Here is a 20,785-nt window from a genome sequence, read left to right as displayed (position 1 = left end):
CTTAAGCACGGCCTTTCAGAATCAAATGCCAGTAGATCTGAGGGAAGATCCGCCTGTCCAGCACCCATGCCCAGCGCCGCTCCTTGGCTGGGTTCAGCCACGGGATACTGGGCATCGGGCGGTATTGGTGGTCGAACTCGGCGAAAAGAACGGTGTGGCGCGTGAGCGTGAAGGGGCAGACGCCGTAGTGGTTGTACCGGTTCTCCGGCCCGCGCCCATCCAGTACGGCCTTCAGATTCAGTGCCAGCATCTTCGTTTGCTTGCGCAGGGCACCGCCGCACTTTGAGTTCAGGGTTGCGGCGGCATCTCCCAAGGACCAGACATTCGGGTAGCGGGGGTGCCGCAGCAGTTCCGGGTCCACCTCTACACAACCACTTGTGTCGTCCGGGGCCGGCAACGTTGTGGCCTTCAGCCAGTCCGGCGCAGATTGCGGAGGCACCACATGGAGCAAGTCGTAGTGGAGGTCATCGCCGCGTCCTGGGCCCTGCAGCCGGATGACCCGGTCTGCTGCCTCTATGGAGGACACGGTGGTGGAGGTGCGGAGTTCGATCCCGTACTCGGCAATTTTGCGCTCCAGCACAGCATCAACGCCCTCCACTCCGAAAACAGTAGGCGTTGGCACCACCAGCACCACCCTGATGTCTCCCAGGACTCCCTGCTCACGCCAGAAGTCGCACGCCATGTAAGCAATTTTCTGTGCCGCCCCGGCGCACTTGGCCGGGCCCGGGGGCTGCGTGAAAACTGCAGTTCCCGACCGCAGGCGGCGCACCAGCTCCCAGGTCTTGGTCGGCATCCGTGACTCATAATTCGACGTTCCGTATGGGGACTCGATGGCCTCGGCCATTCCGGGAACGGCATGCCAGTCCAGTTGCAGTCCCGGACAAACCACCAGATGGCTGTAATGCACCCGCTGGCCGTCAGCGAGCACCACCGCGTTGTCATCAGGTTGAATGTCCGCAGCCGATCCACGAATCCAATTGACCCCGCGTGGCATCACCTTCCGCTGCTCACGGACCGCTTCCTTCATCTGGGCAGCCCCGGCACCGATGTGGGAAAACAACGGCTGGAAGTAGTGCCAGGAGCTCGGTTCGACCAGCCCAATATCCTCGACCTTATAGCGCCGGAGCCGGGCGGCCAGCGAAATACCGGCATTGCCGCCGCCGATAATCAGCACATTGTGATGGGTGTCCACCTCAACAGTGCACAACACCGGACCCTGCCGGTCAATGGGAACTGGGCGATTCGCCACACGCCGTATCGGCGGGACGATCGGAACTACGCGGATTCTTGCGGGAAGTGGAACTTCCGGTGCAGTGCCTGGACGTCGTCGGCCAGCTCCATCGCCGGGCCGTCGACCTCCGCTCCGGGCGCCACGGCCTGGATGGGCAACGGGTTGACCGGTCCCGGAGCCACACCCCATTCCCCCAGCCAGTTGCCAAGCTGCTCGGAGGACGCCGCGTAGACAATCCGTCCCAGCCGGACCCAGGCGTGCGCGGCAGAGCACATCGGGCAGTGCTCGCCGGAGGTGTAGACGGTGGCCGCTGCACGATCCACCGGGCTCAGGTTGTTGGCGGCCCAACGGGCTATCTCGAACTCCGGATGCCGTGTTTGGTCGCCGTCCTTGACCCGGTTTCTGTCCTCGAAAAGCACGCGGCCCCCTGCGTCGACGAGGACCGATCCGAACGGCTCGTCGCCATCTTCGAGTGCTTCGCGCGCCAGGTCAACGCATCGGCGCAGGTGTTCAAGGTCAGTCTCGGTGATACCCATGGTCTCGATTATGGCCCATGGCCTTTTACCTACGTAATGGTCCAAGATGGCCACATGGGCGATCTTATCGATTTCCTGCTAGCCAAAATCCAGCAGGACGAAGCTCGGACAAGGGCGTTGATGACCGACGTCGGCATGGTGGGACAAACCGTCCTACGGCACCACCTGACACAGAATCTGGCCGAGTGCGATGCCAAGCGGCGGATGATCGCACACGTGAAGGACGTTGACTGGGACCACGAACCGGCCAGCGACTACGACTACATGCTGGCCTTCCTGCAGCATATGGCGCTGCCCTACCAAACCCATGCCGGCTACCAGTCCGCCTGGCGGCTCTAACGGCCGGCTTCCGGCACCTTGGGCTGAGAGCAACCCTGGACCTAAGCCGGAACGGCGGCCGGGCAGGTGGATTCACCATGCCCGGCCGCCGTCAGGTAGCCGCTTTCCGCCGTCGTTAGCTTTCCGCCGTCGTTAGCTGGAAACGGACGCGGTTTCCTTCACCTCGGCATGGTCTGCGATGACGCCGGCCTTGAACGTTTCGTAGCGGGCTGCATGGAGCGGGTTGCGCCGCAGGATCGCCCATGCGGCTCCCAGCACCGCGAACCAGATGGGCGTGATCAGCAGGGCCAGCAACGTATCCGGTTGTGTGGTCAGCGCCCAAAGGACGAAGGCGAAGAAGGCGAAGACCACCCACACCATCACCGGGCCACCGGGCATCTTGAACTTGGAAGCCTGGTGCAGGCCGGGCCGGCGTTTGCGGAAGGCAAGGTAGCTGGCCAGGATGATGGACCAGACGAACATGAAGCACACGGCGGAAACCGTGGTCACCATGCCAAAGGCCTTGCCGACGTCGTCGCCTGCGTAGAGCAGAGCCACGGACGCGAACAGCAGCACGCAGGTCAGGAACAACGCGTTGCGCGGCACCTTCTGCAACGACAGCTTGCCGAAGAGTGACGGAGCGTCGCCGTCCTGCGCCAGGCCGAAGACCATGCGCGAAGTTGAGTAGATGCCGGAGTTGGCACTCGACATGGCGGAGGTCAGGACCACCAGGTTGATCACCGTTGCCGCCATGCCCAGCCCGGCCAGCGAGAACATACCGATGAAGGGGCTGTGTCCGGCCTCGAACTGGGTCCAGGGAGTCACGGCCATGAGGATGATGAGTGCGCCTACATAGAAGAGCAGGATGCGGACCGGAATCGAGTTGATGGCCTTGGGCAGATTCTTTTCCGGATCCTTGGTTTCGGCAGCCGTGGTGCCCACCAACTCGATGCCCACGAAGGCGAACACTGCGATCTGGAAGCCAGCCACAAAGCCCATGAACTCGTTGGGGAAGAAGCCGCCGTGGATCCACAGGTTTTCGACAGTGGCCGGGCCGGCCTCGGACTTGAAGCCCGAAAGGATCATGAACAGACCGGTGAGGATCAGGGCCACAATGGCGACGATCTTGATCAGCGCGAACCAGAACTCCGTCTCACCGAAGGCCTTGACCGTGACCAGGTTCAGCACCAGCAGGATGCCGATGGTGACCACGCCCGGTATCCACAGCGGAATGCCCGGAACCAGTTCGTTGGCGTAGCCGGCGATGGCGATGACGTCGGCAATGCCGGTCACCACCCAGCAGAACCAGTAGGTCCAGCCGGTAAAGAACCCGGCCCAGGGGCCCAGCAGGTCGCCGGCGAAGTCGCTGAAGGACTTGTAGTGCAAGTTGGACAGCAGCAGTTCGCCCATCGCCCGCATCACGAAGAACAGCATGAAGCCGATGATCATGTAGACGAAGATCACCGACGGGCCGGCTGCCGAAATGGTTTTTCCAGAGCCCATGAAGAGGCCCGTGCCGATGGCACCGCCGATCGCGATCAGCTGGATGTGGCGGTTGCTCAGTTGTCTTTCCAGATGGGGTGCGCCGGATGACTGCACTGGTGCCTCTTTCATTTACTACTCCTTCAAAGCGAGGGTATTTCGCATGGCTGCATGGCCCGGTTTGGGGGTTTGCATGCAGGGTGATCAGGGTGCCGGTTGCCTCCCCCAGGTCGGCGACCGGCACCCCGCACAGGGGCCCCGCGGTCCCTGCTTCCGGGCTAGGCGCCGGCGGTAGCCAGCGGTGCCACGCCCGGATAGAGCGGGTGCGCGGCGGCCAAAGCCTCCACGCGGTTACGCAGTTGAGTCAGGCTGGCCTCGTCGTCGGCAATCAGCGCCTCAGCAATGATGTCAGCTACCTCGGAGAAAGCCGCTTCGCCGAAGCCGCGCGTGGCCAGCGCCGGCGTACCGATCCGCAGGCCGGAAGTGACCATCGGCGGGCGCGGGTCGAACGGAACCGCATTGCGGTTGACGGTGATGTCGATGGCCGCGAGGCGGTCCTCGGCTTCCTGGCCGTTCAGCTCGCAGTTGCGCAGGTCCACCAGCACCAGATGCACGTCAGTGCCGCCGGAAACCACGGAGATTCCCTTGGCGGCGACGTCGGGTTGCATCAGGCGTTCGGCCAGGATGCTTGCTCCGGCCAGTACGCGCTCCTGACGCTCCTTGAACTCCGGCGATGCGGCGATCTTGAAGGCCACTGCCTTGCCTGCGATGACGTGCTCCAGCGGCCCGCCCTGCTGGCCCGGGAACACTGCCGAGTTGATCTTCTTGGCGACGTCGGCGTCGTTGGTCAGGATGATGCCGCCGCGCGGGCCGGCCAGCGTCTTGTGCGTGGTGGAGGTGACGACGTGGGCGTGCGGCACCGGGCTGGGGTGCAGTCCGGCGGCGACCAGGCCGGCGAAGTGGGCCATGTCCACCATCAGGTAGGCGCCGACGGCGTCGGCGATCCGGCGGAATTCGGCGAAGTCCAGCTGGCGGGCGTAGGCGGACCAGCCGGCCACGATCAGCTGCGGCTTGTGCTCGTGGGCCAGGCGTTCCACTTCCACCATGTCGATCCGGTGGTCTTCCTCGCGGACCTGGTACGGAACCACGTTGTACAGCTTGCCGGAGAAGTTGATCCGCATGCCGTGGGTCAGGTGGCCGCCGTGGGCCAGGTTCAGCCCCATGATGGTGTCGCCGGGCTTGATCAGCGCGTGCATGACCGACGCGTTGGCCTGCGCACCGGAGTGCGGCTGGACGTTGGCGTAGGCGGCCCCGAAGAGGTCCTTCACGCGGTCGATGGCCAGCTGTTCGATGACGTCGACGTGCTCGCAGCCGCCGTAGTAGCGCCGTCCCGGGTAGCCCTCGGCGTACTTGTTGGTCAGCACGGAACCCTGGGCCTGCATGACTGCGGCGGCGGTGTGGTTCTCGGAGGCGATCATTTCGAGGCCGTCGCGCTGTCGGGTGAGTTCGTCGTCGATCTTGGCGGCGACCTCGGGGTCCAGCTCGGACAGCTGGCTGTTCAGGCTCGGGGACACGACCTGCTCGAAAGCAGCCGAAGCGGTGCCAGGGTGCCCGGCCAGGGTGGACGGTGACTGGATCGTCATAAGGAACTCCATGTTTCAGGCAGCGCACAACACGCCACGATGATTTCGGGTTCCTCCCCGCTCTGTCTGGGACCTGAGAGTTTCCGCCGCCCGTGGGGGCCGCTTGCACCGTCGGTGAGCCGGTTGCCCGGCTGCTTTCCAGAGTTGCCTAGCCGCGGCGGTACGTGGGCCTGAGAGATTCCTGGGGAGGAGTTGCTCCTACGGCGCCTGACGAACGTACCGGCAGGACTCTCCCGCCGCAGATCATAAGCGTTGGGCCACAGCTTCGTGACCCGCCTCACACACATTAGCGGCAGGGCGGGAGGGAACGCAACATCATTTCCTAACCGCCTAGTCAGCGGCAGATCCCCTGCAGGAAACGTTCGACGCCGGCACTCACCTGAGTGCCGGCGTCGAACCCTGAGGGTTCAGAAAGGCGGGGAGGATGGGCAAACGCTATTGCCCGGTTTCGGTCTGGCCGGTCTCCGCTTGACCGCCGTCCAGCGGTGCCGGATCGACGGCGCCGCTGTCTTCAGGCACGGCCTCCTGTCCGGTGTCCTGCTCGCCGGCGCCCGGGTCGGTGATGACATCCGGCTCCGAAACGTTGCCAGAGTCGGGCGCTGGAACCGACTCGGGCACGGTCTCCACCGGCGCCGTGCCGTCGGTCTGGCCGGTGGCGGGGTCCTCGACTCCCGTCGAGCCGTCTGTACCGCCGGAGGTTTCGCCGGTGGTCCCGGTCTGGCCGGCGCCGTCGTCGACCTGCCCGGGCTCGGCCTCGCCGGGTTCCGTGGTTCCGCCGTCATCCTCGGCCGGGGCGGCAGTCCCGGTCAGGACGCGGCCCAGGGTTGTCTGCTGCTCCGCGGCCGGGGCGCTGCTGGACGACGATGCAACCAGTGCCGAAATGGGCTTACTGGTTCCCAGCTCGACCATCGTGATGCCGGCCATGGCAATCAGGAAGGAGGCGGCGCTGACTACTCCGATCTTGGCCCAGGTCCTGGGTGTAAAGCGGCGGCTGGCGAGCTTCGCTTTGAAATCCGCGACGGCGCGGGGAACACCGGCGCGCTCGGTTCCATCGTCGCTCGCCGGAAGGCCGCCGTTGCGCAGGCCGCGCAGACGCGGCACGGGAAGCGTCTTCTTGGCCGCGATCGCAGCCGAACTCAGCGTCCTGACGTAGATCGCGGCGGCCACGGTGGCGACGATCGAACCAAGGGCAGCACCGATCAGCGTGCCCGCGACACCGAGAAAGGAACCCGCGAAGGCCGAGGTCACAGCGGCCAGGGCGGAGGCAATAGTTTGGGCGCCGTTGAGGCCGAGGAGTTTCGGCTTGTCGTCGGCAGAGGAGTCTTCGGCCATTTCACACACACTTCAGGTAGGCAGTGTTACGGAAAGGTAACGCCAGCTCTCCCGAACCAGTTCCCCGCCTGCCGCGATTCTTCCTGAGATGCTCATCACATTCGGAACATGGACACCATTAGGCCAGATCAGGACGTGGCAGCGGCCTCCGTGCTGCGGCGGCAGCTTTAGTCCGCAGCCGCGCCTGCGTCCTTATCCGTGCCCGCCTCTGCCTCTGTCTCTGCCTCAGCGTCGGGTTCCTCTTCTGCGGGCAGGGTCACCAGCAGTGCGGTCCCCTGGTACGGCTCCAGCTGGATGTAGAAACTGTGCAGGTCATCCACACTGCCCACCTCTTCGCCGCTGAACAGGTCGGTCACCAAAGCTCCGGTTTCCAACTGCTCGGAGCGCACCGTGCCAGCCATCTCCTGGTCCGAGAAGTTCAGGACCGTGACTTCGCAGTGACCCGATTCGAGCTGGTGCACCATGACGAGCATGCCCCGATGCGAGACATCCGGAACATCGAGCAGCGCGCTCTTGGCAATGCCGTACTGTTCGCGGACGGCCAGGATTTTGGCCAGCTGCCGGGCGAAGGAGGACTCGTCCGCGAGCTGGTCCGGCAGCGTCCCGTACAGGCTGACGGCCCTGGGCATGCCGGAGGTCGGAGCCTGTCCGGTGTTGTTGACGCCCATCAGGTCATGGGCACCCCGGTTGATCCAGCGCGTATCGCCGCGGGACAGCAACGGGGCAACCTGTGACCGGTCCAGCGTCAGCATGCCGCACAGGTCCCACCCGGAGAGCGCGAAGACTCCCGGCTGCAGCGCGTTGTACATGGCCAGCAGCAGGTGCACCTTACGGACCTCGATGGTCTGTTCCGGGGTGATAGTGCTCAGGTCCTTGATGCCCAGTACCGCGGTGATCACGCTCGCCGTCGTACACGCAATGCCGTTGGCGGTAAAGACCAAGTTATAAGGAGCGGCTTCACCGGTGATGCCGTCACGCAAGGTCTGCTGCACCTTGAAGGCGAGTTCGGCTCCGGTCAGCTCCTCGCCGTCGAGCTCATAGATATCGTCTTTGTGCTTGGTGGTGAAGTGCACCAGCTCATAGGTCAGTTCGTCATGGTTCTGCAGCGCGTGGACCAGGGAGGCCTGGTCCACACCGATCTCCATGGCCAGGCGCAGGGTCAGCCGGAGGAATTCGGTATCCGCGGTGACCAGGGCGTGGTGGTAGCCGGGGCGGGTGACAAAGTCGTAGGACAGGTCGGGGCCGTTGGCGGAGGTGGACTTGATGTCGTCGATGCTCAGGTTCAGTTCCTGGAACGTGAACCCGCCGACCTTGCGGACCATGCTGCCGATGATCTGGTTCGCGGCCTCGGAAATCGGATGGCCCTCCGACCAGCCCGGCGTCTCCTCGGCACTCTTCTCCACACCCAGGAAACCATTGGCATCCAGCCGCAGCGCGCCGGTTCCCAGGTCCACCAGCGAGTGCAGGGCGTCGCCCATCACTAGGCGCATGCCGGAGAAGGTTGGATCCAGCCAGTTGATCGACGGCTGGCCCGCCTTGAAGTAGTGCAGGTACACCCACCGCCGCAGTTGGCCGGTGGTGTCCAGGACCGGGCCGGTGGCGCTCCAGTTTGTTTCCTTGACGCCGGGCTCGTAGAAGATGACCCGCTGCAGTTCGCCGATGATGTAACCGGCCTTCTGGAGAGCGCGTTCGGTTTCGGCGTCGATGTTGACCGCATCTTCGCCGTCCGGCACGTCCGGCAGCAGGTGCCAGTCCGACTCGGGGATGTCGATCATATGGTAAATGCCCGGATAGTCCTTGAAGTTCATCTCGGCCAGCCGGAAGTCAGCGCCCTTCCCGGTGTGCCCGGGCACGATGTCATCCACGATCGTTCCGCCATGGTCGTTGGCAACCTGGCACATCTCGCGGAACTCGTCCTCGGTCCCGAACATCGGATCGATAGCCATGCTGATCCGGTCGAAGTGGCCGTCCACACTGGGTGTCTGCTCCCAGCCGGTGAGCCCACCGGCGAGTTTCACCGGCCCGGTATGGATGGCGTTGATGCCGATCTTCTCGAACGCCTCCCACAGGTCCGCATCCCCCAAAGCCCCGAGGAAGGACTGCCCGGGCTTGGTCATGAAGGACAGCGGGTACGCCGTGAACCACACCGAGGCGCGCTCCACCGCGGCCCGCGGGTTCGGCCAGGCGAAGGGGTTCTGCCACATACTGGCCTGGCCCGAGAGCTGGCGGGCCAGCACCTTGGCGTCGCCCAGCATGGACTGGTTCCGCAGCCACTCGACGTAAACGTTGTTGCGGGCGTCCGGCTCGAACGGCGGCTGCCCGGGATTGAAGTGGCGCCGCCGGGCCTTGGGACGCAAAGCCCGCGGACGCGCCGGATAGAACTGCTCATCGAAGTTGATCTCCGGGATGGGCGCCTCGAGCGCTTCCTCCTGCACGGCATCAAGTTCGGCAGCCTCGGGGCCACCGCCAGAGCCGTCGTCAAGGTGTTCCGTCGAAGAAAGCGAATCGACCATCGAGATATCTCCTTGATCCTGCAGGCACCGGCCAGTACTGACTTCTTCCACACTGCCAGACGCAGGGAAACGAGACCAGTGCACCTCCGCAATCAGGTCTGCAACGGACAAAACCATGGCGTGGCGTGCGTAATGTCCGCAGGGTCACATCCGATTTATGGAAGCTCCGCCACAATTCATGTCCCTACAACGACGGCGGCACGTGGCCGGCTTCCACGTACAGTGAGCAGATGACGCCTCCTTCGAACTCCGCGGCGGCCGCCAAGCTCCCTGCCGGCGTGCTCGGTCTAGCCGCACTGCTCGCCGCGAGCGCAGCCAACCACTTCGTCAGGCCGGGTTTCTACTACCCTGTTGTGCCGCCGGCCATCACGTTCGCCTCGGGGCCGCTCACCCGCGATGGCTGGATCCGGATCAGCGGAGTCTTGGAATTCGCAGCCGCCGCCGGGCTGCTGATCCCGCAGACCAGGCACGCGGCGGGCACCTGCACCTCGGTGATGTTCGCCGGTTTCACCGCCGGACACCTAAGTGCCTTGAAGCGCGCGTTCGGGCCGGATGGCACCAAACGGGCACGCATCATCCACAGCCTCCGGCTGCCGTTGCAGGTTCCACTCGTGGTTTGGGCGTGGCGCACGCGACTGCTCTGAACCTGCCCCTCTCCTCTCCGTCCACGGTCGGCCGTGCGCACCCCTCCGCCTGAACAAGCGCCAGGGGCTTATCGAGCGGGCGCTTTGCCGTAGCGCTGACGCGCAGCTTCTCCGGAGGTCCCGATGAAGGTTCCGATCGTGGACCAAGGCAGTCCCGCAGTTCGCGCCTTTGCAACCGCCTCACCCACATGCCGCTCCGCCTCGGACCGCTCCATGACTGCGTCGCGGAGCGACACCACTGCATCAACGTCGCGTTCATCGTCGGCGCGAGGTTCATAGTCCTCGAACCTCTTGGCCAGTTCCTCGGAATGTTTGAGAATTTCTTCCACAGATCGCGGCATTTTTATCACCTCAGAAACTTCTTCCTCGCCCGCATGGCATCGGCTCGGTCCACACGTTTCCAAGTTAACTTGTCAACCATCGACAGTAAATGCGTCAAGCGAGGCAGGCACCTTCAGCTGCCACAATCGCAAACGCTTCGCACCGGTAATGAAGCCTCCGGACTGGGGACCGTTGTTACGATGAGTCGAACCGCGCCCTCCGCTGGGCGCAGGCATCTTGTGCAGCCGCTAACTGCCGTGGAAACGCCTGGAGAAACCGAGGAAACAATGCCAGCACCCGTCCTGCTGACCGACGAGCACCGCGCCCGCATGCATGACCTCTACCGCCAGCTGCACGAGCATCCCGAGCTCTCCATGCAGGAGCACCGGACCGCCGCGCTGGTACAGGCCGAGCTGGAGCAATGCGGGATCGATACCTTCCTATGCGGCGGCACCGGCGTCGTCGGCGTGCTGCGCAACGGCGAAGGACCGGTGGTGGCGTTCCGCGCCGATATCGACGCGCTGCCGATCAAAGAAGACACCGGCCTGCCCTATGCCAGCACCGCTACCGGCACCCTGGCGGACGGCGCTGAAGTTCCCGTCATGCACGGTTGCGGCCACGACGCCCACGCCGCCGCTCTGCTCACGGCCGCCCAACTCCTCGCCGGCGCCAAGGACCGGTGGGCAGGAACCATCGTGTTCATCTTCCAGCCCGGTGAGGAAACCGCGGCCGGTGCCAAGGCGATGGTCGAGGACGGCCTGTGGGCGAAGGCGCCGAAGCCGGAGGTAATTTTCGGCCAGCATGTCATGCCGGGGCTGGCAGGCACCGTCCAATACGTGCACGGCTACCCCATGACGCAGGCGGATTCCTGGAAGGTCACCCTGCATGGCCGCCAGTCCCACGGCTCCCAACCGCAGGACTCCATCGACCCGATCGTGCTCGGCGCCCACATCATCACCCGCATCCAGACCATCGTGTCCCGCGAGGTGGATCCCCGCCGCTCGGCCGTGGTCACCGTCGGCACCTTCCACGGCGGGCTGAAGGAAAACATCATTCCCGCCAGCGCCGAATTCACCCTCAACGTCCGCACCTTCGACGAGACGGTGCGCGCCACTGTGCTCGGCGCGCTGCGGCGCATCATCAAAGCGGAGGCCGATGCGTCCAACGCGCCCGAACCAACCATCGAGGAGCTCTACTCCTTCCCGCCGAACTCCAACGACCAAGAGGCAACCGACGACGTCGTCAAAGCGCTGCGGCAGGAGCTCGGCGAAGAAAACGTCATCGAGGGGGAACCGGTGATGGCCTCGGAAGACTTCGGCAACCTGGTCGAGCCCATCGGCGTTCCTTCCGTCTACTGGTTCTTCGGCGGCCACCCGGCGGAAACCCTGGCCGCCGAGCACATCCCGGTCAACCATTCGCCGCTCTTCGCCCCGGTGATGGAACCGACGCTCTCCACCGGTGCCCGCGCCGCCGTGGCGGCAATCCTGTCCAAGGTCGGTCTTGGGCGTTAAGCAGCAAGGAACGCAGCCGTGGACATCCTGCTGATACTGGACCTGCTCGGCACGTTCTTCTTTGCCATGTCCGGCTGCCTCTTGGCCGCCCGCCGGAACTTCGACATTGTCGGTTCCCTGCTGCTCGGATCCCTGGTGGGGCTCGGCGGCGGCGTCATCCGCGACCTGATCATCTCCCAGTCCGTGCCGACAGCCTTCGTCGAACCGATCTACCTGCTCGCCCCGGTCCTGGCCGCCGTCGTGGTCTACTTCCATGTACTCGGTGTGCAGCGGTTCCGGCGGACACTGCTCATTTTCGACGCCGGCGGGCTGGCCCTGTTCTGCGTCACCGGCACGCTGAAGGCCCTGGAGTCCGGCATGGGCCCGGTGACATCTGCAGTGCTCGGAATTACGACGGCGGTGGGCGGCGGCGTGCTGCGCGACGTAGTGGCCAACGAGGTGCCCCAGATCTTCAACCCCCACGGTGTGTATGCCGTGCCGGCCATGCTCGGCGCTTCGCTGGTCACCCTGTTCTCCCACCTGGGCTGGTTCAACGCCTACACCGGATCCGCGATTGCTGCCCTCGTTTTCGGTTTGCGGGTGCTGTCCCTGAGGTTCGATTGGCGGGTTCCGCTTGCGGGCGGGGCCGAAGACGTCGGGCCCGCCACGGACTGAGCAGCCTCTCGCCCAGCGGCGTCGCGCTTCCCCTTCGGCCGGCCATTCAAAATGTCCCCTATCCTCAGTAGGCTGAAGATTCCGACGTCGTAAGAAAGAGGTCCGCCATGAAGGCTGCACGCTACTACGATCAGAGGGATATCCGGATCGAGGACATTCCGGAGCCGGAACTCAAACCGGGAACTGTCGCCATCGACGTCGCCTGGTGCGGCATCTGCGGCACCGACCTGCACGAGTACCTCGAGGGCCCCATCTTCATTCCGCCCAAGGGTTCGCCCCACCCCATCTCCGGCGAAGAGGCCCCCGTGACCATGGGACACGAGTTCTCCGGCACGATAACCGCCCTCGGGGACGGAGTGACCGACCTGGAAGTGGGCCAGAACGTCGTCGTCGAGCCCTACATCATCCACGACGACGTCGACACCGGTCCCGGCGAGGAGTACCAGCTGTCCAAGGACATGAACTTCATTGGGCTGGGCGGCCGGGGCGGCGGACTGTCCGAGAAGATCGTGGTCGAGCGGCGCTGGGTGCACCCGATCGGGGACATTCCTCTGGATCAGGCTGCCCTGATCGAACCGCTGTCGGTGGGGCACCACGCCTTTGTCCGCAGCGAGGCGAAATCGGGCGACACTGCCATTGTCGGCGGCGCGGGTCCCATCGGTTTGCTGACCGCCGGAGTGCTCAAAGCCTCCGGCCTGACCGTCTACATCTCGGAGCTCAGCGAGGCCCGCAAGAAGATGGCCAGTGACACCGGCGTGGCCGATCAGGTGTTCGACCCGCGGGAAGGCGACGTCGCGGCGAAGGTCCGTGAATTAACCGGCGGGAAGGGCGCGGACGTCGGCTTCGAGTGCAGTTCCGTTCCGGTGGTCCTGGACATGCTGATGGACGCGGTCCGGCCCGGCGGCGTCATCGTCAACGTCTCGATCTGGGGCCACAAGCCCGAGGTGGACATGCCGTCCCTCGTGCTCAAGGAGATCGACCTGCGCGGCACCATCGGCTACGCCAATGACCACGCCAGCACCATCAAGCTGGTCCAGGAGGGCAAGCTCGACCTGGCCCCGTTCATCACCGCCAAGATTCCGCTGGACGAACTCATCTCCGGCGGCTTCGAGCAGCTCATCAACAACAACGAGGAACACGTGAAGATCCTGGTGAACCCGAACGAATGACCGGGGACGCAGGCAACCCTCCGCTGACTAACGACGGCGGAGGGTTGCTTACGTCTTGCGGCCTCTTAGACCGTGACCGCCCCGCTTGGTACAGCCGCAGCCTCGTCGGTCACGGCAGCTGCCTCGTTCACCAGCAGGGCCGCGGCGCGTTCGCCGATCATGATCGTCGGGGCGTTGGTGTTCCCGGTGGGCACCAGCGGCATGATGGACGCATCGGCGATCCGCACGCCGTTGAGTCCATGCACCTTGAGCGTGCGCGGATCCACCACAGCGTCCTGGTCCAGCCCCATCCGGCAAGTACCGACCTGGTGGTGGTAGGTCACCACGGAATCGCGTACGTACTGCTCCAGGTCCTCGTCGCTGTCCGAGACCTCCGGGCCGGGATAGAATTCCTCCGCGCCCCAGTCCGCCAGCGCCGAACTGCGCCCGATCTCCCGGCACTGCCGGACCGATGCAACCAGGGCGTCGACGTCGGCCTGTTCCGACAGGGCGCCGAGGTCGATGGTGATCGGATCGCTGGCTTTCGGCCCGGTGAGGCGGATTTCGCCGCGGCTCTGCGGCCGCACCAGCCCGCCGAGCATCGAGAAACCGTTCTCCGGCCCGGTCATCTCGCCCTTCCCGTAGCCCTGCGAGTACATGGGCACCGAGAAGAAGATCGGCTGGGTATCGGGCACCGCCAGATCCGGTTGGCTCTTCGCGAAGAAGTGCACCTCCGCCGGCGCCACTTCCGAAGCCGGCACCGGCTTGCTCGTAGTGAAGACCACCGGGGAGAGCAGATGGTCCTGCAGGTTCTTCCCCACGCCGGGCAGATCGTGCACCGGGCGGACGCCGGCTTCGCGCAGTTCGTCGGCCGGTCCGATACCCGAGCGCAGCAGCAGCTCCGCCGAGTTGATGGCACCGGCAGACAGGATGGTCTCCTGTGCCCGCAGCGTCTTTGTTTCGCCATCGTGCTCGAACTCGGCGCCGGCAACCGTGCCGTTCTCAATGATCAGCCGGCGGACGTGCGCGCCGGTGAGCAGCGTGAGGTTCGCGTTGTCGACCACCGGCTTGAGGTAGGCGTGCCAGGTATTGAAGCGCTGCCCGTCCCGGACGTTGAGCTGCATCCGGGACACACCCTCGACGTCCCCCGAGTTGTAGTCCTCGTTGAGCTTGATGCCCGTTTCCACCGCCCCTTCCAGCATGGCTTCCTGGATAGGATTGCGCGGGAAGTCCTGGGTGACATCAAGCAGACCCGAGGCTCCGCGCGTATCGGAGGCGCCGCCGTCGTACTTTTCAATTGTTTTGAACACCGGCAGCACGTCTTCCCAGGACCAGCCGGGGCAGCCCAGATAGGCCCAGGTGTCGTAGTCCTGCTTGGCACCGCGGACCCAGATGGTGGCGTTCAGGGCGTGCGAGCCGCCCATCACCTTGCCGCGCGGCAGGTGAAGCGTGCGGCCGGAGCACCCCTGCTGCTCGGTGGTCTGGTAGTCCCAGTCCTGCGGGCTGTGCCAGAGGGCGCCGAGGTTGTAGAGGTGCGCGATGTTGGGATTGGTGTCATCATCGCCGGCCTCGAGGACGGCAATGCGCTTGCCCGCGTCGAGCAGGCGGCGGGCGATAACGTTGCCCGCCGAGCCTGCACCGACAACGATGTAGTCGAACTCCTCGGCGTTCACTGGCTGATCACCTGCGGGGTGCCGAGGGCCTTGAGGCCGGCGATGCCGAATTCGAGGCCGTAGCCGGACTGCTTGGCGCCGCCGAACGGGACGCGCGGGTCAACGGCGCCGTGCTTGTTGATCCAGACCGTCCCGGCCTCGATCCGTGCGGCGACTTCGCGGGCCTTGGCCGGGTCAGAGGACCAGACCGAGGCGCCGAGGCCGACGTCGAGCCCGTTGGCCATGCTGATGGCTTCGTCCACGGTGTTGTAGCGGATGATCGGCAGAGCCGGGCCGAACTGTTCCTGGGCCACCAGCGGGTTGTCGTTCTCGATTTCCGCGATGAGGGTGGTCGGGTAGAAATAGCCGGGCTGGCCGGCCTCCGGGTTGCCGCCGGTAAGCACCTTGGCCCCGCTGTCCTTGGCCTTCTGGACCAGGTCCGCGACGATGTCGAACTGGGCCTTGTTCTGCAGCGGGCCAAGCACATTGTTCTCGTCCAGCCCCACACCCATGGGCATGGCCTTGGCGACCTCGACCAGTTCCTCGCAGACCTGGTCGTAGAGCGAGTCGTGGACGTAAAGGCGCTTGAGCGCGGCGCAGGTCTGGCCGGTGTTGATGAACGCGCCCCAGAACAGATCCTGCGCGATGGCCTTCGGGTCCGCGTCCTCGAGCACGATACCGGCGTCGTTGCCGCCGAGCTCCAGGGTCAGCCGCTTCACGGTGTCCGCGGAGGAGCGGATGATGGCCTTGCCGGTGGCGGTGGAGCCGGTGAACATCACCTTGTCGATCTCCGGGTGGGAGGCCAGTGCCTCGCCGACCTCGCGGCCGCCGGAGACCACGTGCAGCAGGTCCGCCGGCAGCGCCTGGTTGATCACCGCGGCCAGCGCCAGCACGCTCAGCGGCGTGTATTCGGACGGCTTCACCACCACGGTGTTGCCCATCCGCAGCGAGGGCGCGAGCTGCCAGACGCTGATCATCATCGGCCAGTTCCACGGGCCGATGGCACCGACGACGCCGAGCGGGCGGTAATGCACCTCGGCGTAGCTTTCACCGTCGTCCACCACAACCTCGGGCTTCAGGACGAACGACGCCGTGGCGCGCAGCCAGGCGGCGCAGGCACCGACCTCGAAGCGCGCGTTCGGGCCGTTCAGCGGCTTGCCCTGTTCCCGTGAGAGCAGCTCTGCGAGCGCCTCGGCTGAAGCCTCAATGGCGTCCGCGGCCTTGTTCAAGTACTCACTGCGCTTCTCGTGCCCCAACGCGGCCCATTCCGGCTGAGCCGCACGGGCGGCAGCGACGGCGGCATCCAGATCCTCGGTGGTGTGGACGGGGGCTTCGGCGACGACTTCGCCCGTGGCCGGATCCTTGATCGGCCGGGACTCCCCCGTCGGCGCGATTGCGGCCAGCAGGTCCTGGTAGGTCTGGAAGGCGGTGCTCTGGGTCTCGGTCTGGGCCGACATTGACGTCTCCTGTTCAATCGGCGCCGGTCTGACTCCGGCGCGGTAGTCGCTCACTCCCCACTGTGCCTTGGACCACAGTGCACCGTCTTGTGTTTCCCGGCAGGCCCCTTGTCTACCAGCGCCGAAGTTCACTTTCGAAGCCATAACTTCCCAAGTTTCGGCCTGACTTCCCATCTTTAGCCTTCAAGCAAGGCGCTGACATGTGGGAACATCGCGGGTCCTTTTGAAACATGGGACGCTGCGCAGAATTGGACGACGGCCCATCCATCCCGGCTTCCGACGGTAGGGTGGCGACCATGAAGGCTATGACATATGCACGCTACGGCGGACCTGAAGTGCTGGCAGTTTCAGAGGCTCCGGCGCCCAAAGTTGCGCCGGGCTCGGTCCTGATCCGGGTGAAGGCCGCTGGAGTAAATCCTGTGGACTGGAAGGTGATGTCCGGCGGTCTGGATGCAATCATGGACGTTCATTTCCCGGTTATTCCCGGCTGGGATGTGGCTGGAGTGGTGGAGGCAACGGGCTTCGACACTCCGGAATTCTCCCCAGGCGACGAGGTCTACGCTTACGGTCGGCGGGACTCGGTGAGCGGCGGCACGTTCGCCGATCTGGTCGCCCTCCCCGTGCACATGGTGGCTCGAAAACCGATGTCACTCAGTTGGGAGGAGGCCGCGGGGCTGCCGCTTACCGGGATGACCGCGCAACGGACGCTGGACACCTTGGCAGTCCGCGCTACCGAGACACTGCTGATCCACAATGGGTCCGGCGGCGTTGGCCGGATCGCGGTTCAGTTGGGCGTGGAACGAGGCGCCCGCGTGATCGCCACCGCATCGGAGAAGCACCACGAGCGGCTGCGCGAACTGGGCGCGGAACCCGTGGTGTATGGCGATGGTCTTGTCTCCCGCGTCCGGAAACTCGCGCCCGAAGGAGTCGACGCCGTGGCGGATTTCATTGGCGGCGCCCTGGAAGACACGCTGGCCTTGCTGCGGAAAGGGGGCCGACATGCATCGATCGCGGATCCGGGTGCCGCAGAACGAGGTGGCAGCTACGTGTGGGTGCGCCCTTCCGCGCAGGAACTCGACCGCCTTTCCGCCCTGGCCGACGCAGGCAAACTGGCTGTAGATGTCGGTCGGACCTACCCAATGGAACAGGCCGCAGACGCGTTTCGCGCCAACATGGAGGGCAACACGAGCGGGAAAACCGTCCTCACACCGTTTACCTTGTAGCATCCGCTGCGCCATCTACGGATCCGCCTGCCGCTCCTCCAACAGCCCCATGAACATGGTCTGATGCAGGATGCCGACATGATTGCGGGAAACCTCGACGGCGGAGCAAACGTCCCTCCCCCGAAGTGCTTCGACAAGGCGGATATGGTCGCGGTTTGAAGCGTGCAAATGCTCGATGGGATAAGGCAAAAAGTAGGCGTACAGCTCTGCCAGCGCGTGGTTGTACTCGTCGACTGCGCTGCCTAGCCCCGATGCACTCGCAACCAGGCGGTGGAACTCGTCGTCGGCCTGATGGTACTCGGACCACCCTGTTGCCTCAGCCATCGTAGCGGTCAGCTTCTCCAGCTCATCCAGCTGCCTGGAACTCGCATTGAGAGCGGCGAAGTGGGAGACCGAGCATTCGAAGAGCAGTCTCTTGTCCACCAACTTATGGATGGCCGCGAGCTCGCTGGGCGCAGCTGCGATCTCCTGCAGAATCTCGCGCGGGGGCTCGTCCGCCACAAAGGTGCCGCCGCCCCGTCCTCGACGCCGCACCACTATGCCCTGTTCGGCCAAGGAAGTCAGCGCACGGCGGGCCGTGATCGGGCTGACCGAGAGGCCGAGTGCTACATCCTTCTGGTCCGGCAACCGTTCCCCCGGCTTGAGCAACCCAAGCAGGATCGCCATACCGATGCGCAACCTGACGGCATCGATTGCGCTCCTGCGATCAATACCGGCCAGTGGGCCCTCCTCGATGGGGGACGCAACCAAGTCAACTGTGGTGCTCATAGACACCACCTTACGAGCTGCACATGCACCACTTCCCTTATTGGTTCAACTTGATCTATTATGTCATAAGTCACAACAATCAACAGGAAGCCCGCACCATGCAACGCATCCTCCCCCTTGTCGCCGCGCAGGCGCCGCCCCGCCTCATCGGTGAACCGATCTCCGCTTTCGTCGAGGAAACCAGCAAAGCCCTCGAGCATCACCCGTCCGCAAAGCTTGTGGTCTTCCCCGAACTGCACTTGTTTGGCGACGGCGACCCCGACCTGCAGCGCACCGAGGCATTACAGGAAAGTGCCGAGCCGCTGGATGGACCCCGCGTCTCCGAACTCAGGCAGCTGGCCGGGGACCTTGGAATCTGGCTAGTACCGGGGAGCGTCTGCGAGCGCGGACCCGAAGGCCAGCTGTTCAACACCCAACTGGTCCTCTCGCCCGAGGGCGAGCTGGCCGGCTACTACCGCAAGATCTTTCCGTGGCGTCCCCACGAGCCGTACGATCCGGGCGACCGTTTCGCCGTCGTCGATCTGGACGGCACCACGCGGGTCGGCCTGAACATCTGCTACGACGCGTGGTTCCCGGAAACCACCCGGCAGCTCGCGTGGATGGGCGCGGAAGTCATTCTTAATGTCGTAAAAACCACTTCCCCGGACCGCAAACAGGAAGTAGTGCTCGCACGCGCCAACGCCATCGTGAACCAGGTCTTCGTGGTGAGCGTCAACTGCGCCGGCCCAACCGGCCAGGGCCGCAGCCTGATTGTTGACCCGGAAGGCAATGCAATCGTCGAGACCCCCGACGCCGAACCAACCCTCTTGGCAGCGGATCTGGACTTGACCGCCGTCGACCGCGTCAGGACGCACGGCACGGAAGGCGTCAACCGGATGTGGTCGCAGTTCAACTCCGGCGAGCCCGCCATCGGCTTCCCCGTCTATCAAGGCCGCATCGATCCAGCCACCTGGACCCCGCAGTCCCCCGATTTGAGGAACAATCCGTGAGCACTCCAACCTCAACCTCATCGGCTACGCTGACCCGCACCCTGAAGCTGCCCTCGCTGGTGCTCTTCGGACTGGCGTACCTCACCCCGCTCATCGTGCTGGGCATTTTCGGCGTCATCGCCGAGGCCACAGGCGGCGCCTCGCCGTCGGCCTACCTCGTCGCCCTGATCGCCATGCTCTTCACGGCGCACAGCTACGGCCGCATGGCCGTCACCTATCCCGTGGCCGGCTCCGCCTACACTTATGTCCGCAAGTCGATCGATTCGCGGGCAGGATTCCTGGTCGGCTGGGCCATCCTGCTGGACTACCTGTTCCTGCCGATGGTGATCTGGCTGATCGGCGGCGCCTACCTGTCTGCCCAGTTCCCCGGTGTGCCGTTTGCGTTGTGGATCGTCGGGTTCATCCTGATTACGACGGCGCTGAACGTCCTCGGCATCAAAGTGGCGGACAAGGCGAACTACCTGCTGATGGCATTCCAGCTGCTGGTCATCGTCTTCTTCGTGGCGCTGTCCATCGGGCACGTGGTGGGCAATTCCGGCGCCGGCGCCCTCGTCAGCCCGGAGCCGTTCATGAATCCGGACTCCGGCTTCGGCGCGATTACCGCCGGCGCCGCGATCGCCGCTTATTCCTTCCTCGGCTTCGACGCAGTCACCACCCTGACAGAGGAGACCGTTGAGCCGCGCAAGAACATGCCGCGCGCCATCATGTTGATCGCGCTGATCGGCGGCGGCATTTTCATCGTCGTCTCGTACTTCACCCAACTGGTCCACCCGGGTGGTGTTTTCGAAGACTCTGCCTCCGCGGCGAGCGAGATCGCGGTACAGATCGGCGGCCAGCTTTTCGGCGCCGTCTTCCTCGCCGGTCTGGTGGTTGCCCAGTTCGCCTCCGGACTGGCGGCACAGGCCAGCGCCTCGCGGCTGCTCTACGCCATGGGCCGGGACTCGGTGCTCCCCAAGGCTGTGTTCGGTCGGCTCAACCCGCGCTTCCACACGCCGGTACTGAACCTGATCATCACCGGCACGGTGGGCCTCATCGCGATCTTCCTCGATGTCGCGACCTCGACGTCGTTCATCAACTTCGGCGCCTTCACGGCATTTACCCTGGTCAACCTTTCGGTGGTCTTCCACTTTGTCCGGCAGCGACGTGCCGGGAACATGCTGAACCCGCTCAGCTACGTGGTGATTCCCGCCGTCGGCGCTATTGTCTGCGCGTACCTGCTCTCCCGGCTGGACAGCAACGCCATTACGCTGGGGCTGTCCTGGCTGGCGGTCGGCGTCATCGTCCTTGCCGTCATCACCCGTGGCTTCCGCAAGGCGCCGCCGGAGATGAAGGCGACCGAAGAAGTCGCTGCCTGAGCCTGCAC

The 20,785-nt window shown here is 64.8% G+C and carries 18 protein-coding genes and 1 riboswitch; of the genes, 8 read left to right on the top strand and 10 right to left on the bottom strand.

All coding sequences use genetic code 11. The features are described 5' to 3' along the window. Position 1: 1 nt before the first annotated feature. Together HGO92_RS05875 and HGO92_RS05870 are read right to left on the bottom strand one after the other, a co-directional pair. The gene (locus tag HGO92_RS05875; protein ID WP_169992763.1) at positions 2–1,192 is read right to left on the bottom strand and encodes an FAD-dependent oxidoreductase; all 1,191 of its coding nucleotides are present in this window, start codon (positions 1,190–1,192) and stop codon (positions 2–4) included. 83 nt (positions 1,193–1,275) lie between these two features. Then, positions 1,276–1,767 (bottom strand): nucleoside deaminase, encoded by a 492-nt coding sequence (locus tag HGO92_RS05870; protein WP_169992761.1) that lies wholly within the window; start codon positions 1,765–1,767, stop codon positions 1,276–1,278. 54 nt (positions 1,768–1,821) lie between these two features. Here HGO92_RS05870 and HGO92_RS05865 point away from each other — a divergent pair, with 54 nt between their 5' ends. Continuing rightward, positions 1,822–2,106 carry a DUF6221 family protein gene (locus HGO92_RS05865; protein WP_169992759.1) on the top strand — a complete coding sequence of 95 codons (285 nt, stop codon included), beginning with the start codon at positions 1,822–1,824 and terminating at the stop codon, positions 2,104–2,106. A 132-nt stretch (positions 2,107–2,238) separates the two neighbouring features. Here the strand turns inward: HGO92_RS05865 and HGO92_RS05860 are convergent, their stop codons facing one another. From HGO92_RS05860 to treS, 4 genes are all read right to left on the bottom strand, one after another. Then, positions 2,239–3,699: an amino acid permease gene (locus tag HGO92_RS05860; RefSeq protein ID WP_169992757.1), complete on the bottom strand. Its 1,461-nt coding sequence runs from the start codon at positions 3,697–3,699 to the stop codon at positions 2,239–2,241. A gap of 146 nt (positions 3,700–3,845) precedes the next feature. Further along, entirely contained in the window at positions 3,846–5,210 is a 1,365-nt protein-coding gene (gene glyA, locus HGO92_RS05855) for a serine hydroxymethyltransferase (RefSeq protein WP_169992755.1), read from the bottom strand. 148 nt (positions 5,211–5,358) lie between these two features. Beyond that, positions 5,359–5,456: riboswitch (glycine riboswitch) on the bottom strand. A 189-nt stretch (positions 5,457–5,645) separates the two neighbouring features. Beyond that, positions 5,646–6,542 carry a hypothetical protein gene (locus tag HGO92_RS05850; RefSeq protein WP_169992753.1) on the bottom strand — a complete coding sequence of 299 codons (897 nt, stop codon included), beginning with the start codon at positions 6,540–6,542 and terminating at the stop codon, positions 5,646–5,648. A gap of 167 nt (positions 6,543–6,709) precedes the next feature. Next, a complete protein-coding gene (gene treS / locus HGO92_RS05845; protein ID WP_169992751.1) occupies positions 6,710–9,055 on the bottom strand; it encodes a maltose alpha-D-glucosyltransferase in 2,346 nt (781 codons plus the stop codon). A gap of 230 nt (positions 9,056–9,285) precedes the next feature. Here treS and HGO92_RS05840 point away from each other — a divergent pair, with 230 nt between their 5' ends. Then, the gene (locus tag HGO92_RS05840) at positions 9,286–9,699 is read left to right on the top strand and encodes a DoxX family protein (RefSeq protein ID WP_169992749.1); all 414 of its coding nucleotides are present in this window, start codon (positions 9,286–9,288) and stop codon (positions 9,697–9,699) included. A gap of 68 nt (positions 9,700–9,767) precedes the next feature. Here the strand turns inward: HGO92_RS05840 and HGO92_RS05835 are convergent, their stop codons facing one another. Then, positions 9,768–10,040, bottom strand: a complete 273-nt coding sequence (locus HGO92_RS05835) for a hypothetical protein (RefSeq protein WP_205834193.1) — start codon at positions 10,038–10,040, stop codon at positions 9,768–9,770. Between the two features lie 267 nt (positions 10,041–10,307). Here HGO92_RS05835 and HGO92_RS05830 point away from each other — a divergent pair, with 267 nt between their 5' ends. The 3 genes from HGO92_RS05830 (at position 10,308) to HGO92_RS05820 (ending at position 13,354) form a co-directional block, all read left to right on the top strand. Further along, positions 10,308–11,531 carry an amidohydrolase gene (locus HGO92_RS05830; RefSeq protein WP_169992745.1) on the top strand — a complete coding sequence of 408 codons (1,224 nt, stop codon included), beginning with the start codon at positions 10,308–10,310 and terminating at the stop codon, positions 11,529–11,531. A gap of 18 nt (positions 11,532–11,549) precedes the next feature. After that, positions 11,550–12,185, top strand: a complete 636-nt coding sequence (locus HGO92_RS05825) for a TRIC cation channel family protein (RefSeq protein WP_169992744.1) — start codon at positions 11,550–11,552, stop codon at positions 12,183–12,185. Between the two features lie 107 nt (positions 12,186–12,292). After that, positions 12,293–13,354: a 2,3-butanediol dehydrogenase gene (locus tag HGO92_RS05820; RefSeq protein ID WP_169992742.1), complete on the top strand. Its 1,062-nt coding sequence runs from the start codon at positions 12,293–12,295 to the stop codon at positions 13,352–13,354. A gap of 65 nt (positions 13,355–13,419) precedes the next feature. Here the strand turns inward: HGO92_RS05820 and HGO92_RS05815 are convergent, their stop codons facing one another. Both HGO92_RS05815 and HGO92_RS05810 read right to left on the bottom strand, forming a co-directional pair. Continuing rightward, complete coding sequence (locus HGO92_RS05815; RefSeq protein ID WP_169992740.1) at positions 13,420–15,006, bottom strand: GMC family oxidoreductase N-terminal domain-containing protein; 1,587 nt, start codon at positions 15,004–15,006, stop codon at positions 13,420–13,422. Then, positions 15,003–16,442, bottom strand: a complete 1,440-nt coding sequence (locus tag HGO92_RS05810) for an aldehyde dehydrogenase family protein (protein WP_169992738.1) — start codon at positions 16,440–16,442, stop codon at positions 15,003–15,005. The genes HGO92_RS05815 and HGO92_RS05810 overlap by 4 nt, the downstream gene beginning before the upstream one ends. Before the next feature lie 296 nt (positions 16,443–16,738). Here HGO92_RS05810 and HGO92_RS05805 point away from each other — a divergent pair, with 296 nt between their 5' ends. Next, positions 16,739–17,665 (top strand): NADP-dependent oxidoreductase, encoded by a 927-nt coding sequence (locus HGO92_RS05805; RefSeq protein ID WP_169992736.1) that lies wholly within the window; start codon positions 16,739–16,741, stop codon positions 17,663–17,665. A gap of 15 nt (positions 17,666–17,680) precedes the next feature. On the opposite strand, the gene HGO92_RS05800 is transcribed toward HGO92_RS05805, so the two are convergent. Continuing rightward, positions 17,681–18,433: a FadR/GntR family transcriptional regulator gene (locus HGO92_RS05800; protein ID WP_169992734.1), complete on the bottom strand. Its 753-nt coding sequence runs from the start codon at positions 18,431–18,433 to the stop codon at positions 17,681–17,683. 98 nt (positions 18,434–18,531) lie between these two features. Here HGO92_RS05800 and HGO92_RS05795 point away from each other — a divergent pair, with 98 nt between their 5' ends. Further along, positions 18,532–19,422, top strand: coding sequence for a carbon-nitrogen hydrolase family protein (locus tag HGO92_RS05795; protein ID WP_169992732.1), 891 nt, complete (start codon positions 18,532–18,534; stop codon positions 19,420–19,422). Further along, on the top strand, positions 19,419–20,777 hold the full coding sequence (locus HGO92_RS05790; RefSeq protein ID WP_346768867.1) for an APC family permease: 1,359 nt from the start codon (positions 19,419–19,421) through the stop codon (positions 20,775–20,777). The genes HGO92_RS05795 and HGO92_RS05790 overlap by 4 nt, the downstream gene beginning before the upstream one ends. Positions 20,778–20,785 lie beyond the last annotated feature (8 nt).

The organism is Crystallibacter degradans, assembly GCF_012952295.1.
GTDB classification, from domain to species: Bacteria; Actinomycetota; Actinomycetes; order Actinomycetales; family Micrococcaceae; genus Crystallibacter; species Crystallibacter degradans.
Note: the sequence above shows the minus strand (reverse complement) of the source record. Positions and strands in the feature narration are given on the sequence as shown.

Coding starts and splice junctions, on each gene's coding strand:
- HGO92_RS05835 (WP_205834193.1), bottom strand. CDS start 10,040: ATGCCGCGATCTGTGGAAGAAATTCTCAAACATTCCGAGGAACTGGCC.
- HGO92_RS05820 (WP_169992742.1), top strand. CDS start 12,293: ATGAAGGCTGCACGCTACTACGATCAGAGGGATATCCGGATCGAGGAC.
- HGO92_RS05800 (WP_169992734.1), bottom strand. CDS start 18,433: ATGAGCACCACAGTTGACTTGGTTGCGTCCCCCATCGAGGAGGGCCCA.
- HGO92_RS05795 (WP_169992732.1), top strand. CDS start 18,532: ATGCAACGCATCCTCCCCCTTGTCGCCGCGCAGGCGCCGCCCCGCCTC.
- HGO92_RS05805 (WP_169992736.1), top strand. CDS start 16,739: ATGAAGGCTATGACATATGCACGCTACGGCGGACCTGAAGTGCTGGCA.
- HGO92_RS05870 (WP_169992761.1), bottom strand. CDS start 1,767: ATGGGTATCACCGAGACTGACCTTGAACACCTGCGCCGATGCGTTGAC.
- glyA (WP_169992755.1), bottom strand. CDS start 5,210: ATGACGATCCAGTCACCGTCCACCCTGGCCGGGCACCCTGGCACCGCT.
- treS (WP_169992751.1), bottom strand. CDS start 9,055: ATGGTCGATTCGCTTTCTTCGACGGAACACCTTGACGACGGCTCTGGC.
- HGO92_RS05840 (WP_169992749.1), top strand. CDS start 9,286: ATGACGCCTCCTTCGAACTCCGCGGCGGCCGCCAAGCTCCCTGCCGGC.
- HGO92_RS05810 (WP_169992738.1), bottom strand. CDS start 16,442: ATGTCGGCCCAGACCGAGACCCAGAGCACCGCCTTCCAGACCTACCAG.
- HGO92_RS05850 (WP_169992753.1), bottom strand. CDS start 6,542: ATGGCCGAAGACTCCTCTGCCGACGACAAGCCGAAACTCCTCGGCCTC.
- HGO92_RS05830 (WP_169992745.1), top strand. CDS start 10,308: ATGCCAGCACCCGTCCTGCTGACCGACGAGCACCGCGCCCGCATGCAT.
- HGO92_RS05865 (WP_169992759.1), top strand. CDS start 1,822: ATGGGCGATCTTATCGATTTCCTGCTAGCCAAAATCCAGCAGGACGAA.
- HGO92_RS05860 (WP_169992757.1), bottom strand. CDS start 3,699: ATGAAAGAGGCACCAGTGCAGTCATCCGGCGCACCCCATCTGGAAAGA.